The organism is Daejeonella sp. H1SJ63 (assembly GCF_029360775.1).
In the GTDB taxonomy this organism is placed as follows: Bacteria; Bacteroidota; Bacteroidia; order Sphingobacteriales; family Sphingobacteriaceae; genus Daejeonella.
On sequence record NZ_JARKMZ010000041.1, the window covers coordinates 66,942 to 80,825 of the forward strand.

The window sequence follows — 13,884 nt, forward strand, 5'->3', positions numbered from 1 at the left end:
TTCAGCTTTGGCTGAGCACTTTGGTTATTGCCTTTCCTTTAAGAACACATTCTTCGTATTCCTTTACGGGATCAGAATCCAGAGTTATTGCACTGCCGGTATGGAAAGACAGGTAGTTTAATGATGAGTTATAGAGGATCGTTCTGATCACTACATTGAAATCGAAATCTCCATCAGGAGAGAAGTAGCCCACGGCTCCCGAATATATCCCCCGTTTACTCCGTTCATATTGATCAGCCAGTTGCATGGCTCTGATCTTAGGAGCTCCGGTCATTGACCCCATTGGAAATGTATTTGCGATGATGTCTGCATTGGAAAGGTCTTCCCGTGCTTCACATACTATTGTTGATATCAGCTGATGAACTTGCTTGAAACTGTATATACCGAATAATTCCTCAACTCTGACACTTCCCTGTTTTGCACTTTTTGTCAGGTCATTTCTCACAAGGTCAACAATCATCACATTTTCAGCGCGTTCTTTTTCATCATTCAGCAACTGTTCTTTCTGGATTTCATCTATTTTCCTGTTAGCATTTCTGGATGTGGTACCCTTTATTGGCTGGCTGATGAGTTTATTCTTTTTGCGGCTTAGAAAGCGTTCGGGAGTGGCAGAAATAATATAAAGGTCATTAAGTCTGAAAAAATTGGCAAATGGGGTGGGAGAAAGGTTGTTTAGCCTGATAAATAATTCCAGAGGGTCAATCTGTACATTTTCTGCATAAAACTCCTGACAGAAGTTGATTTCATAGATATCGCCCCTTTGAATATGCTTTTGGATCTCTTCAACTGTATGAATATACTCTTCCCGGGTAAATCTGCTTTTAATTACCGGTTTTAAATGCGTGGAGCCGGAGTTATGAATGTTAAAATTGTTAACAGACTGCCAGACCGAATCAGGATTGTCGCTGTAAATTTTAATGATATTCCCGCTTATGATCAGCAAATGCTCGGGAAGGAAGAAATGTATATCCGGAAATTTTAAGTGGTCGGGGTTTTTAGAGCGGAGGTTCTCAATTTCATTTTTCAGATCGTAAGAGAAGAAGCCGGGAATATACCCGGCTTCCGATTTTAAAAATTCTTTCAGTTTACTGAAAGAATCCTGACCGTAATTGCTAATCTCCTTTTTTGCTCCCGCACCTATCAAAACATCGAATGCAGAATAAGGATCAGAATAATGATTTGAGTCAAAATAGCAGGCACTGGTAAAAGTATTTGCCCAATGCAAAGCTTTTAGTTTGAATGTATCCTGATTATCAGTATTAAAAACTTTTAACATAGATACAATAAATCAAAACCAGGCTAAAATCTAAGTTCTTCCTGTTTTAGCAGAGGGTTAAAGTTTGTACGCGGTCAGGACCAACAGAAAGATATTTGATTGGCACTCCCAGGTGTTTTTCCAGATAAGTGATATAGTTCTTTAATTTCTCAGGGATCTGATTAATCTCACGAATACCGGTCAGATCTTCATTCCAACCCGGAATAGGCTCAAATACCGGTTCTGCTTTGATTGCATTAATGTCATAAGGCATATAATCAATCACTTCGCCATCATATTTGTAATGAGTACATGCATAGATTGTTTCAAAGCCACTTAATACGTCAGCTTTGGTCATTACCATCTCTGTAACACCATTCAGCATAATTGCATATTTCAATGCCGGAAGATCTATCCATCCACAGCGACGCGGGCGACCGGTTGTGGCACCAAATTCGTGACCGATTTTTCTTAGTTCTTCACCGGTTTCATCTTCAAGTTCGGTAGGGAAAGGCCCGCTTCCAACACGTGTACAATAGGCTTTAAAAATGCCTATAACACTTCCAATACTTCTTGGGGCAACTCCTAAACCGGTACAAGCTCCTGCTGTGGTGGTGTTTGAAGAAGTAACAAATGGATATGAACCAAAATCAACATCCAGCATAGTTCCCTGAGCACCTTCTGCCAGAACTTTCTTTCCTTCTCTAAGGTATTGATTAACAAAATGTTCGCTATCTACCTGAGGGATGGTTTTAAGAAGTTCAACGGCTTCAAAAAATGCAGCTTCTTTTTCTGAATAATCAGGAATTTCACCGTAGTGAGAAAGAATTGAGCGATGCTTGTTTACCAATCGGTTATAACGCTCGCGGAAGTCGCTAAGCATGGTATCGCCAACTCTTAAGCCATTTCTTCCGGTCTTATCCATGTATGTTGGACCAATACCTTTCAAAGTTGAACCGATCTTAGAGGCGCCCATATTACTTTCAGATGCAGCATCCAGTAGCTGATGCGTAGGCAGAATAAGGTGAGCCTTACGTGCAATCACCATTTTTTTACGTGCAACAGGATCAAATCCGTTTTTCCTCAGGTTATCAAGCTCTCTTTTCAGAATGATAGGGTCAATCACTACACCATTCCCGATCAGGTTCATGGCTTTATCGTTGAAAATTCCTGAGGGAATAGTATTCAATACATATTTTTGATTGTCAAATTCAAGTGTATGACCTGCGTTTGGCCCACCCTGAAAACGGGCGATCAAGTCATATTCCGGACTTAATACATCAACAATTTTTCCTTTTCCTTCGTCGCCCCACTGGAGGCCTAACAATACGTCAACAGTCATGATTTAATACAGGGTAAGTATATTGATTTTAATTTTTATTAACATAAGAATCGCAGGCTCCGTCTTTCAGGCGGGTGCAATTGCCATATAAATTCAGGGAATGATGTTTGATGTCGAATTTTAAAATATCGCCCATCATACTTTGTATTTGTTGTATGCGGGGATCGCAGAACTCCACAACTTTGCCGCAATCGATGCAAATAATATGATCATGCTGTTTATAACCATAGGATTTTTCAAATTGCGCCATGTTTTTGCCAAACTGGTGTTTGGTAACTAAGTCGCAGGAAACCAATAGTTCAAGAGTATTATAAACAGTGGCACGGCTTACCCTGTATTTCTTGTTTTTCATGTGAATATAAAGTGATTCCACATCAAAATGGTCATTACGGGAATAAATTTCTTCCAGAATTGCATAACGCTCCGGGGTTTTACGGAGGTTTTTATTCTCAAGATAAGCCTCAAAAATTTTTATTACCAGTGCAATAGTGTCTGTTCCGGACATAGTGTTTTAAAATAACGCCCAAATTTATCCAAAAAATAAGAATATTCAGTATTTAATTCAGGAAGCCTTAACTATATCGTCATTATTTGAGTCAAAACGGGTTACAGAGCTTACCCCGGCAACGTCTTTTAGCTTACTGATCAGGTTGTCAAGGTGTTTTGTATTATTTACATATACCATAATTGAGCCCTCAAAAATGCCATCATTAGTGTCAACAGTTATAGATCTCATATTTACTTTAAAGTCATTTGAAATTACCGTGGTAATTTTATTGATGAGTCCTACTTCATCAATGCCTGTAATGTGTAATCCTGTTAGAAAGGCCAGCTCTTTTTGAGAATTCCACCGGGCTTTTACAATTCTGTACCCATAGTTTGCCATGAGTTTAGCCGCATTCGGACAGTTGGTGCGGTGAATTTTTATGCCGTCTCCAACTGTTACAAATCCGAAAACATCATCTCCCGGAATCGGATTACAACAGCTTGAAAGCTTATAGTCCAATTTTTGCAGATCTTCACCGATTAATAATGTATCACTGTCTGAACTCTTAACTTTTTTGATCAGCAGATCATTATAAGCCGGTTCAATTTTTTCAGGTTTGTTTTCAACAACTTTTTCAGATGCAACGAATTCTTTAAGTTGTTTAATATCAATTTTCCCCTGTGCAACATTAAAGAAAAGATCAAGAGTGGTTGGCAGTTTAAAATAGTAACTGAGTTTATACAGATTATCTGTATTGTAGGTAATTTTTAATGATTTAAGTTTTCTTTCAAGAATTTCTTTGCCTTGCTCTGCAATCTTTCTTTTCTCTTCTTTCAGCGAGGATTTAATCTTTGATTTTGCTTTGGCGGTAACTACAAAACTCAGCCAGTCTTCTTTTGGCGATTGTTTGCTTGAAGTGATGATCTCAACCTGATCACCGTTCTGTAATTTATGGGAAAGGGGTACCAGTTTGTGATTAACCTTTGCCCCAATACAGCTTGCCCCAATATCCGTATGTATTTCAAAGGCAAAGTCGAGAGCTGTCGCATTTACAGGGAGCTGAATCAATGCTCCTTTGGGAGTAAAAATGAAAATCTCATCAGAGAAAAGATTCATTTTGAAATCATCCAGAAAGTCGAGCGCATTGGCTTCCGGATTGCTGAGTAATTCGCGAACTTTATGTATCCATTGATCCAGTCCGCTATCGGTATTCGGTTCTTCTTTATATTTCCAGTGTGCTGCGAACCCTTTTTCAGCAATTTCATTCATCCGGTTTGTGCGAATCTGTACTTCAACCCATTGACCTCTCGGACCCATTACTGTGGTATGCAATGATTCGTAACCATTGGCACGCGGGGAAGATATCCAGTCGCGTAAACGATCAGGGTTCGGGTGATATAGATCGGTAACAATGGAATATGCTTTCCAGCAGTCGGCTTTTTCGTTTTCCGGTTTACTGTTCAGGATAATCCGAATGGCAAAGAGATCATACACCTCATCGAATGGGATGTTTTTCTTGCGCATTTTAGACCATATCGAATGAATGGATTTGGGTCTTCCGTAAACGTCCGCTTCCAGTCCCTGTTCATTGAGAATTTCCTTAATCGGAGCAATGAAGCCTTTGATGAAATTTTCTCTTTCTGCTTTTTTCTCATTCAGCTGTTGAGCGATAAATTTATAGGTTACCGGTTCCATGTATTTCATGGAAAGATCTTCGAGCTCTGACTTAATCATGTAGAGTCCGAGTCTGTGAGCCAGAGGGGCATATAAATAAACAGTTTCGGAAGATATTTTCAGCTGCTTGTCTCTTGGCATGAAATCCATGGTTCGCATATTATGCAAACGGTCGGCAAGTTTTATGAGAATTACCCTGACATCATCTGCCAGGGTAAGCAGCATTTTTCTGAAATTTTCTGCCTGCAGAGAGCTGTTATAATCGAAAACTCCCGCAATTTTAGTCAGACCGTCAATGATCTTTGCCACTTTCTTCCCGAATTCGCGTTCAATATCTTCAAGAGTGATATCAGTATCTTCCACAACATCATGCAGGAGGGCGCAAACTATAGAAGTTGTTCCCAGACCTATTTCTTCAGCGGCAATCTGAGCAACAGCAATCGGATGATATATATAGGGTTCGCCGGATTTACGCCGCATATTCTGGTGACTCTCCAATGCCATGTCGAAGGCAAGGCGTATCATACGCTTATCACCTTTTTGCATGGTAGACTTACATGCCCTCAGTAATGCACGATACCTCTTGAGTATTTCTTTTTTCTCTGCTTCAAGATCGATCACTATTTCTTTCATCATTTAATGCAATAGCTGAAACCAAATAACGTTTGAATGTTAAAAGGGTTACATTCTGTAACTTTGAGTATTAATATATAGATTTTTTAGCTGTAAATTTGCAGATCATAAAATTATGAAATTTTTAAGGCTATCGGTAATTCTTTTATTGGCTTTGATGTCTGACATGGCATTAGCCCAGTTTAAGAACGACCCGACGGTAAAGGGGGTGAATGATACCATACGGGTTTCAATTACCAATGTGGATAATGAACTGATTCCCTGGGTTATTATCCCTGAAATTTCAATTATTGATACCCGGCTGTTCAGATCAGCCGAAGAAAAAGCCAAATTTAATCGTCTGAGATATAATGTGCTGAAGGTTCTGCCCTATGCTATGTATGCCCGAAGGAAGTATGAAGAGCTGCAGATGAATCTGGCTAATGTGAAAAGCAGGAAAGAGAAAAGGCTTATGATCAAGGCTTTTGAAGGTGAAATCAAGGATATGTTTAACAGGGAGATTAAGAATCTTACAATCACTCAGGGTGGGATTCTGATTAAACTTATTGATAGGGAAACCGGAAACAGCAGTTATGACCTTTTAAAAGACATGAAGGGAGGAATAACTGCATTTTTCTATCAGTCTATTGCCCGGATATTTGGGAATAACTTAAAAAACACCTACGATCCGCAGGAAGATCGTGATATTGAATCCATTATACAATCTTCTGGATATTACTCCTACAGCTATTTATGAATGAAAAAACAGTTTATCAGTTTTCCGTTCAGAATCTGAATGGAAGGGAAGTGGATTTGCTCGACTATAAGGGTAAGGTATTGCTTATTGTTAATATTGCATCTGAATGTGGATTTACTCCTCAACTGAAAGAGCTTGAAAATCTTTATCAGGAATTTCAGGGGCAGGACTTTGAAATTCTGGGCTTTCCATCCAATGATTTTGGAGGTCAGGAACCGCTTGAAGGCGAGGCTATCAGAGAATTCTGTAAAATGAATTTTGAGATAAGTTTTCCGATTTTTGATAAGATTCGGGTTCGCGGAACTTATGCACATCCTCTTTTTAAGTTTCTGTCAGATAAAAAACTGATCGGAAATATAGCATCCACACCAAGATGGAATTTCCATAAATACCTGATTAACAAGCACGGTGAACCTGCCGATTATTTTTATCCCTTTACAAAACCAAATTCTTCAAGAATCAGGAAGAGAATTAATAAATTGCTGAATATTATAGACGTATGAAACTAGATATACTGGTATTTGCTGTGCATCCTGATGATGCAGAACTTGGTTGTTCAGGAACAATTTTAAAGCATATTGCAGCTGGTAAAAAAGTGGGTATTGTTGATTTTACCAGGGGAGAATTAGGCACCCGCGGGACAGCGGAGACCAGAGATCAGGAATCTGTTGATTCTACCAGGATTCTGGGACTTCATGCCCGTGAAAACCTGGGAATGCGTGACGGGTTTTTCAGGAATGATGAAGAACATCAGATAAAGGTTATTCAGATGATCAGGAAATATACTCCTGAAATTGTTTTATGCAATGCTGTTCACGACCGTCACCCTGACCATGGACGGGCATCAGAGCTGGTGTATGATGCGTTTTTTCTTTCAGGCTTGCCAAAGATCAAAACCGAGCTGGATGGACAGGATCAGCAGGCATACAGACCAAGACTATTGCTTAATTATATTCAGGACAGATACATTGAACCGGATATTATCGTTGATGTTACTGAATTCTGGGATAAAAAACTGGAATGCATCCGTGCATTTAAGACTCAGTTTTTTGATCCGGATAGTGATGAACCTCAGACTTATATCTCATCTCCTGATTTTCTTAAAATAATAGAGGCCCGTTCAAGGGAATTAGGAAAGTCGATAGGCGCAGTTCATGGTGAGGGCTTTACCACTAAGAAACTGCTCGGTATCGATAATCTGTTTGATTTAAGGTGATTTTATCCTGGTCTGGATTTATAATAAAATCCGGACCAGGAGATAATTCTTTTTATAAACCTGATACTACATTTTCCAGAACTTCAAGTCCGGTATCAATGTGTTCTTCTTTGATGATCAGCGCCGGTCTGAACCGTATAGATCTATCTCCGCAGCCGAGGAACATTACATTTTTTTCCATTCCCTGTTTAATGAACTTATCGCGCATCTCCTTGTTGGGAAAGTCAAACGCAGTAATTAGTCCGCGTCCTCTTACATTAGAGATTTTCTCCTGTTTTTCTGACATTTTGCGCAGACGTTCCTGAAGATAATTTCCGCATATAGTGGCATTTTCAAGCAGATTATCTTCCTCAATGACTTCAAGAATCTTTGCAGACCTGACCATGTCAACCAGATTACCTCCCCAGGTAGAATTGATACGCGATGAAACCCGGAATACGTTTGTTTCGATCTCGTCAACTTTATTTCCCACCAGAATGCCGCAAACCTGCATTTTCTTGCCGAATGCTATAATATCAGGACGGGCTTTTTCACCGAAATGCTCATGAGTCCAGAATTTACCTGACAATCCTACTCCGGTCTGTACCTCATCATAGATCAGAAAACAATCATTTTCATCGGCGATAGCTCTTACCTGTTCCAGAAACTCTTTACGCACATGGTTATCCCCACCTTCAGACTGGATTGGTTCGATGATAATGGAACAGATATCGTCTTTATTATCAGCAAAGGCCTGTCTGATCTGGGCTATTGATAAGGCTTCCCTTCTCTTTAAATCTTCATAGCTCTCATCAGTAAACGGGAATTTAATTGCCGGAACACTGACCCTTGGCCAATCGAATTTTGCAAACCACTTAGTTTTATCCGGACTGGTGTTTGTTAGGCTTAAAGTGTATCCTGTACGGCCATGAAAGGCCTTTTCAAAATGCAGGACTTTAAATCCTTTCTCTTTTGTATATCCTTTTTGGAAATTTTTTTGAACCTTCCAGTCCATAGCAACTTTAATTGCATTTTCTATCGCCAGTCCTCCGCCTGCAACAAAAAATGCATGATGGAGATAGTCTGGAATGCCTACTCTTGCAAAGGTTTCAACAAACTGAGCATATTGAGTGGTATAAATATCTGAATTTGAGGGATTGGTTAATGCTGCAAGCATGAGGTTCTTTTTGAATTCCTCATCATTTATCATTTTGGGATGATTGTACCCCAATGGAACAGAAGCGAAACATGTGAAAAAGTCTAAAAGCGTGCGGTCGTACTTTGAATCATAAATATGAACCCCGCTGCTTTTTTCCATGTCGAAAGTCAGGTCGTAACCATCGGCAAGAATATGTTTGCTTAAAGATTCCTGAACCTGTTTTGGCGATACGGTTAGTTTATACATGGTTATAGGATTAAACTCAAATTTAAGAAAAATGCTCAAATAGCGAAATAGAGGCACTTTTTCAATTTTTGACTGGAAAATCAGGTTTAAATCGTTTAAAGTTGTTTTTGGGATCAGAATGTCATTCTTCCCACCTCTGGGAGCAGTAGGAGCAGGTCTTAAAATGAGGATTAAGCAAACTTTTCTGCCATCCCTGCAATTCCTGAAAGTCCGCCGGTATGGACAGCCAGAACTTTGGAGCCAGGCTTCAATTGATTTTTAGAGATCAGATCATAAATAGCATAAAACATTTTTCCTGTATAAACAGGTTCAATCAGTATTCCTGTTGAGCTGCAAAATGTTTTGATAAAGTTGATTAATGCAGGCTCTGTTTTGGCATAGCCTCCAAAATGATATTCAGCGTAAAAGTTGAACTCCTCACTGCCTGAAAAGCTTTTTATTTCATCTTTTAGATAATCAGTACCTTTTAATACAGGAACAACATTCATTCTTGTTGGCAGTTCATTTCTTTCAATGCCGTGCAGTATACCTGCTGCAGTTGTTCCGGTTCCTGCAGCGCAGAAAATATGATCGTATACATAAGTTAACTCATCTGTCAATTCTGAGCATCCTTTCACTGCAGCTGCTCCGGCGCCACCTTCGTTTATGAAAAAAGCTGCGGGATCTTGCCTGAAGTATTTTTCAAACAATTCTTCCTTGTGCCTGTAGCTTTCGCGATCTGTGAAGATGAGTTCCATACCAAATAAGCTACATAGCATAAGTGTCTGGTTGCTGACTTCTTCTCCACGTACTATCCCGCTACTTTTAAAGCCGAACTTTGCAGCCGCGCAGGCTGTTGCAAGGAGGTGATTCGAATATGCTCCACCAAAAGTAACCAGATGCTTTTGGTCTTTTTCTGTTGCTTCCTTGAGTATATATTTTAGCTTTCTCCATTTATTCCCTGAAATAAATGGATGGATCATATCATCACGCTTGACGAACAATTCAATCTGCTTCTCTGTTAAAAGTGGACTGCTGATCTCTTCTACAGGGCTATAGATTTCAAGGTCCCTCATTGTTCTCAATACAGATTGAGTGTCAATTATTTTCCGAGACCAAAACCTATACCTCCGGTAAATGAATTGTACTCTGACATTCCGTATGAGCCATAAATCCGGAAGAAAGCCAGATTTAGCTGGAAGCCAATGTTTGCTCTGAAACCATCTAAATCAGTTTGTTTGATGTTTACCGGGTCGGTGAAGCTGGTATAGGTCTTTTGTCCCAAAAGAGTCATTCCGGTAATTACCGGGAAGTTACCTTTTAAGCCTGCATCAGTTTTGGAAGTCTGATATCCCAGACTCACAAAAGGAGTAAAAATCAGGAATCGTTTTGAAATGATTGCTTCTGTGGTGAAGCCTGAGAATTTGGCTTCAATTCTTTGATTGGATAAATCTTTCACCTGCTCGGGGCTCGCCGGGATTGCTCCTGAAGGTACCTTTACATCTAATGGTACCTGATATTGAAATTGAGTGAAACCTCCTGCAAGTGCAATATCTACAGGGAATATTTTAGTTGCCATTCCGGAAATTAATGGTAATACTTCAATCTTTAGCCCTCCTCCAAGCATTTCTATAGATCCAAAATCATTTCCCAGATTCACTTTGGGCATTGCCCTTAGAGAAATCTCGACTCCATTTGAAAGGCCTATAGAGCCCTGTACCTGAGGGGATGGGATTAAGCCTAAACCCGCGCCGTCAGGCATTGTAAAGCTTTCCAAAGCCTGATTGTTTGAGTCGTATATTGTCATTCCGGCTCTGCTGGTACTTTTTCCTGCAAACGTTGGTGTTATGACCTGTGCGGGATTGCTGGGTCTGATGTTATTCGAAAGCCCAATTTTAGTTACATCGAAATTTTCATCAATTGGCGGCACAACCGCTGCTGTTAACCCTACTCTTAGGTCGAAGCGCAGCAGATTTTTGGAATGCGCTGAATTGTTCCAGCCTGAATTTAGTCCTGTTCCTAAACCCATGAACAAAGGTTTCAGATATGCCTGAGTAAGTTTTGCAGCGTCGGCAGGACTTGATTTGATTAATCCCGAAACATCGCTTTGTGCAAATACCGGGTTGGAAAGAAGAAATACACAGGAAATAATAAAGCTTAAGAGATATGAATATTTTTTCATTTGATATTTATTTTAAGGTGCAGACAGGGTCTGATTCAATTGAGATTTTTGATCTTTCTGATTGCCAGGCTTTAACAGCAGAGCCTGAACATTTCAGAAGTAAAGTTAAACTCTTTTGCTCAAACCATGATATTAAACCAAATTAATTACGATTATACTTTATACTGAATAATCACTTCAAAGGTTTAATTTTGTTGCATGACAGATGATAATCAGGAATTAGAAGAACAGGATCTTTATGAACACCTCCGTATCATTGTAGATAAAGGCCAGTCGCTTTTACGATTGGATAAATTCCTGATTATTCGTACTGAAAATACTTCGCGGAACCGAATTCAGAATGCTATTGATGCAGGGAATGTTTTGGTGAACGATAAAGTGGTTAAGGCCAGTTACAAGGTCAAGCCTCTGGATGTTATTTCTATGGTTCTTCCTCATCCACCGCGTGATACGGAAGTTTATCCCGAGAATATTCCTCTTGATATCGTGTATGAAGATGATGATGTTATTCTGGTTAATAAACCTGCCGGAATGGTCGTACATCCGGGATTTAATAATTATTCGGGTACTTTGGTTAATGCACTGGTATATCATGCGCAGCAATTGCCTCAAATGCCAGGAAATGACGGTCGGCCCGGACTTGTACATCGCATAGATAAAGATACCTCAGGACTTTTGCTGATCAGTAAGAATGAATGGGCAATCACTTTTCTGGCTAAGCAGTTTTTTGATCACTCTATTACCCGGAAATATATAGCTCTGGTTTGGGGAGATCTGACTGAAGACGGAACAGTTACCGGTTACATCGGTCGCAGTGTAAAAGATCGCAAAGTGATGGCTGTATATGATGAAGAGAGTAAGGGTAAATGGTCGGTTACTCATTATAAAGTTCTGGAGCGCTTTAATTATGTAACTCTGATCGAATGTGAGCTTGAAACTGGTCGTACCCATCAGATCAGGGCACACATGAAGCATATAGGGCATCCTCTGTTTAATGATGGTACATATGGTGGCGACAGAATTCTAAAGGGTACCGTATTTAATAAATACAGGCAGTTTGTTGAGAATTGTTTTGAGATTTTGCCAAGACAGGCATTACATGCTAAATCACTGGGTTTTATACATCCTTCAACGCGCAAATTCATTCATTTTGAAACAGAGCTTCCTGCTGATTTTAAAGCTGTTCTTGAAAAATGGCGTAATTACATTAAAGAGAATCAATGATTAAGCAATTCATTAATTTTAATGGGGTAATAGTTCCTGCTGATCAGCAGATATTTAGTGTCAGTAACAGAGGGTTCCGTTATGGCGATGGTCTGTTTGAATCGATGCGTTATCTGAACGGAGAACTTAAATTTTCTGAATTGCATATTGACAGGATTCAAAAAGGCATGAAAGTGCTTAAACTCGACAGAAGTGCCTTGATTGATACCTGGTTTTTACGAGAGAGGGCAGAAGAGCTGATTCGCCGAAATAAGATCGGGTCTGACGGCAGATTCCGCTTAACTGTATTTCGTGATGCGGATGGTCTTTACAGTCCTGTTTCCAATAAAATGGCCTATGTGCTCGAAAGCCAGAAGCTGGAAGATAATTCATATGTACTTAATAAAAAGGGACTGATTATTGATGTTTATGATGAGGTTCCGAAACCTTTGAATATACTCTCAAACCTGAAAACCTGTAATGCTCTTGTTTATGTAATGGCCGGAATATTTAAAAACAGGAACGGTCTGGATGAGGTATTGATATTGAATCAGAATGGATTTCTGTGCGAGTCGATGAGCAGTAATGTGTTTATTGTTTACGACAGAAAGCTATATACCCCGGCATTAAATGAAGGCTGTATCGGGGGCGTTATGCGTCAGGTAGTTATACGTTTGGCGAAGGAGAATGGTATAGAGCTGATCGAAGCTCAGATCAATCCTGATATTCTCAATGAAGCCGATGAAGTATTTCTGACCAATGCCGCAAAGGGTATTCAATGGGTAATGGGTTACAATAATAAAAGATATTTTAACGAGGTTTCCCGCTTTCTGAATGAAAAGCTCAATAAGTTATAATCTTACACCTCTTAAGAATTCATCTACCTTCATTCTTTTTTTACCCTCAAGCTGTAAGTCAATAACTGAGATCCAGCCATCAGTACAGGCAAATTTCAAATATGTTTTGTTATCAGTCTGAATGGATCCTGGTTTTTGCTGATGAACTGTAATCTCGGGTATCGCTGTATAAATTTTAAGAGTCTTTTCCTGTAGTGTGCTGAACGAAGCCGGGTACGGACTTAACCCTCTGATGTGATTAAATACCTGAAGTGTTGGTTTGTTCCAGTTGATCTTGCAATCTTCCCTGAAGATTTTTGGAGCAGATTTTAACTCGTTAATGTCAATATGATCCTGCGGGGTTTCTTTATAGTCTCCGGTTTCAATGGCTTTTACTGTTTTGACAAGCAGTTTGGAGCCAATATTCATCAGTTTATCATGTAAGTCACCGGCTGTGTCATGATCTTCAATTCTCACCTTTTCAGTAAAAAGAATATCGCCGGTATCGATCTCCTGCTTCAGGAAGAAAGTGCTTACACCACTTTCTTTTTCACCATTGATAATTGCCCAGTTAATAGGTGCAGCACCTCTGTATTGCGGCAGGAGTGAAGCATGCAGATTTATTGTGCCCTTAGGAGGCATATTCCAGACGATCTCTGGTAACATCCTGAATGCAACCACAACCTGAAGGTCAGCATTAATTGAACGAAGTTCATCAAGAAAACCGGGATCTTTTAACTTAACCGGCTGCAGAATCCTCAAACCCTTTTCAACAGCGAATTTTTTTACCGCAGATTCATTAATCTTTTGTCCCCGGCCTGCCGGTTTATCAGGGGCGGTAATTACTCCTCCAATTTCAAAACCGGCTTCTATCAGGCTATTGAGGGAAGCTACCGCAAAATCGGGGGTGCCCATAAAAACGATCTTCATCTATTTTGGGTAATTGATAATCAGGAT

At 39.7% G+C, this 13,884-nt stretch carries 13 protein-coding genes; 5 read left to right on the forward strand and 8 right to left on the reverse strand.

Features of this window, described 5'->3' with window-relative positions:
- Nucleotide 1: 1 nt before the first annotated feature.
- The 4 genes from P2W72_RS14640 to P2W72_RS14655 are packed head-to-tail and all read right to left on the reverse strand — an operon-like array spanning nucleotide 2 to nucleotide 5,391.
- A complete protein-coding gene (locus P2W72_RS14640; RefSeq protein ID WP_276364047.1) occupies nucleotides 2-1,276 on the reverse strand; it encodes an anthranilate synthase component I family protein in 1,275 nt (424 codons plus the stop codon).
- Between the two features lie 46 nt (nucleotides 1,277-1,322).
- On the reverse strand, nucleotides 1,323-2,597 hold the full coding sequence (locus P2W72_RS14645; RefSeq protein ID WP_276364048.1) for an adenylosuccinate synthase: 1,275 nt from the start codon (nucleotides 2,595-2,597) through the stop codon (nucleotides 1,323-1,325).
- A gap of 28 nt (nucleotides 2,598-2,625) precedes the next feature.
- Complete coding sequence (locus P2W72_RS14650; protein WP_276364049.1) at nucleotides 2,626-3,102, reverse strand: transcriptional repressor; 477 nt, start codon at nucleotides 3,100-3,102, stop codon at nucleotides 2,626-2,628.
- A gap of 57 nt (nucleotides 3,103-3,159) precedes the next feature.
- Nucleotides 3,160-5,391 (reverse strand): bifunctional (p)ppGpp synthetase/guanosine-3',5'-bis(diphosphate) 3'-pyrophosphohydrolase, encoded by a 2,232-nt coding sequence (locus tag P2W72_RS14655; RefSeq protein WP_276364148.1) that lies wholly within the window; start codon nucleotides 5,389-5,391, stop codon nucleotides 3,160-3,162.
- A gap of 115 nt (nucleotides 5,392-5,506) precedes the next feature.
- On the opposite strand from P2W72_RS14655, the gene P2W72_RS14660 reads away from it, so the two are divergent.
- Genes P2W72_RS14660 through bshB1 form a run of 3 tightly spaced genes read left to right on the forward strand, consistent with a single transcriptional unit; the run spans nucleotide 5,507 to nucleotide 7,343 of the window.
- Complete coding sequence (locus P2W72_RS14660) at nucleotides 5,507-6,127, forward strand: DUF4294 domain-containing protein (protein ID WP_276364052.1); 621 nt, start codon at nucleotides 5,507-5,509, stop codon at nucleotides 6,125-6,127.
- Nucleotides 6,124-6,630 carry a glutathione peroxidase gene (locus tag P2W72_RS14665; RefSeq protein ID WP_276364054.1) on the forward strand — a complete coding sequence of 169 codons (507 nt, stop codon included), beginning with the start codon at nucleotides 6,124-6,126 and terminating at the stop codon, nucleotides 6,628-6,630. The genes P2W72_RS14660 and P2W72_RS14665 overlap by 4 nt, the downstream gene beginning before the upstream one ends.
- The gene (gene bshB1 / locus P2W72_RS14670) at nucleotides 6,627-7,343 is read left to right on the forward strand and encodes a bacillithiol biosynthesis deacetylase BshB1 (protein ID WP_276364057.1); all 717 of its coding nucleotides are present in this window, start codon (nucleotides 6,627-6,629) and stop codon (nucleotides 7,341-7,343) included. Before P2W72_RS14665 ends, bshB1 begins: the two co-directional genes overlap by 4 nt.
- A gap of 52 nt (nucleotides 7,344-7,395) precedes the next feature.
- Here bshB1 and lat read toward each other — a convergent pair whose 3' ends face one another.
- The 3 genes from lat to P2W72_RS14685 all read right to left on the reverse strand — a co-directional run bounded on the left by lat (nucleotide 7,396) and on the right by P2W72_RS14685 (nucleotide 10,888).
- Nucleotides 7,396-8,727, reverse strand: coding sequence for an L-lysine 6-transaminase (lat, locus tag P2W72_RS14675; RefSeq protein ID WP_276364060.1), 1,332 nt, complete (start codon nucleotides 8,725-8,727; stop codon nucleotides 7,396-7,398).
- 170 nt (nucleotides 8,728-8,897) lie between these two features.
- Nucleotides 8,898-9,782, reverse strand: coding sequence for a pyridoxal-phosphate dependent enzyme (locus P2W72_RS14680; RefSeq protein WP_276364063.1), 885 nt, complete (start codon nucleotides 9,780-9,782; stop codon nucleotides 8,898-8,900).
- A 26-nt stretch (nucleotides 9,783-9,808) separates the two neighbouring features.
- Nucleotides 9,809-10,888, reverse strand: coding sequence for a DUF6588 family protein (locus P2W72_RS14685; protein ID WP_276364065.1), 1,080 nt, complete (start codon nucleotides 10,886-10,888; stop codon nucleotides 9,809-9,811).
- A gap of 198 nt (nucleotides 10,889-11,086) precedes the next feature.
- Between P2W72_RS14685 and P2W72_RS14690 the strand changes: the two genes are divergently transcribed.
- Both P2W72_RS14690 and P2W72_RS14695 read left to right on the forward strand, forming a co-directional pair.
- Entirely contained in the window at nucleotides 11,087-12,112 is a 1,026-nt protein-coding gene (locus P2W72_RS14690) for an RluA family pseudouridine synthase (RefSeq protein WP_276364068.1), read from the forward strand.
- On the forward strand, nucleotides 12,109-12,948 hold the full coding sequence (locus tag P2W72_RS14695) for an aminotransferase class IV (RefSeq protein WP_276364071.1): 840 nt from the start codon (nucleotides 12,109-12,111) through the stop codon (nucleotides 12,946-12,948). The genes P2W72_RS14690 and P2W72_RS14695 overlap by 4 nt, the downstream gene beginning before the upstream one ends.
- Here P2W72_RS14695 and fmt read toward each other — a convergent pair.
- A complete protein-coding gene (gene fmt / locus P2W72_RS14700) occupies nucleotides 12,943-13,857 on the reverse strand; it encodes a methionyl-tRNA formyltransferase (RefSeq protein WP_276364074.1) in 915 nt (304 codons plus the stop codon). The two genes, P2W72_RS14695 and fmt, sit on opposite strands and share 6 nt — an antisense overlap.
- Nucleotides 13,858-13,884 lie beyond the last annotated feature (27 nt).

Coding starts and splice junctions, on each gene's coding strand:
- P2W72_RS14640 (WP_276364047.1), bottom strand. CDS start 1,276: ATGTTAAAAGTTTTTAATACTGATAATCAGGATACATTCAAACTAAAA.
- P2W72_RS14645 (WP_276364048.1), bottom strand. CDS start 2,597: ATGACTGTTGACGTATTGTTAGGCCTCCAGTGGGGCGACGAAGGAAAA.
- P2W72_RS14650 (WP_276364049.1), bottom strand. CDS start 3,102: ATGTCCGGAACAGACACTATTGCACTGGTAATAAAAATTTTTGAGGCT.
- P2W72_RS14655 (WP_276364148.1), bottom strand. CDS start 5,391: ATGAAAGAAATAGTGATCGATCTTGAAGCAGAGAAAAAAGAAATACTC.
- P2W72_RS14660 (WP_276364052.1), top strand. CDS start 5,507: ATGAAATTTTTAAGGCTATCGGTAATTCTTTTATTGGCTTTGATGTCT.
- P2W72_RS14665 (WP_276364054.1), top strand. CDS start 6,124: ATGAATGAAAAAACAGTTTATCAGTTTTCCGTTCAGAATCTGAATGGA.
- bshB1 (WP_276364057.1), top strand. CDS start 6,627: ATGAAACTAGATATACTGGTATTTGCTGTGCATCCTGATGATGCAGAA.
- lat (WP_276364060.1), bottom strand. CDS start 8,727: ATGTATAAACTAACCGTATCGCCAAAACAGGTTCAGGAATCTTTAAGC.
- P2W72_RS14680 (WP_276364063.1), bottom strand. CDS start 9,782: ATGAGGGACCTTGAAATCTATAGCCCTGTAGAAGAGATCAGCAGTCCA.
- P2W72_RS14685 (WP_276364065.1), bottom strand. CDS start 10,888: ATGAAAAAATATTCATATCTCTTAAGCTTTATTATTTCCTGTGTATTT.
- P2W72_RS14690 (WP_276364068.1), top strand. CDS start 11,087: ATGACAGATGATAATCAGGAATTAGAAGAACAGGATCTTTATGAACAC.
- P2W72_RS14695 (WP_276364071.1), top strand. CDS start 12,109: ATGATTAAGCAATTCATTAATTTTAATGGGGTAATAGTTCCTGCTGAT.
- fmt (WP_276364074.1), bottom strand. CDS start 13,857: ATGAAGATCGTTTTTATGGGCACCCCCGATTTTGCGGTAGCTTCCCTC.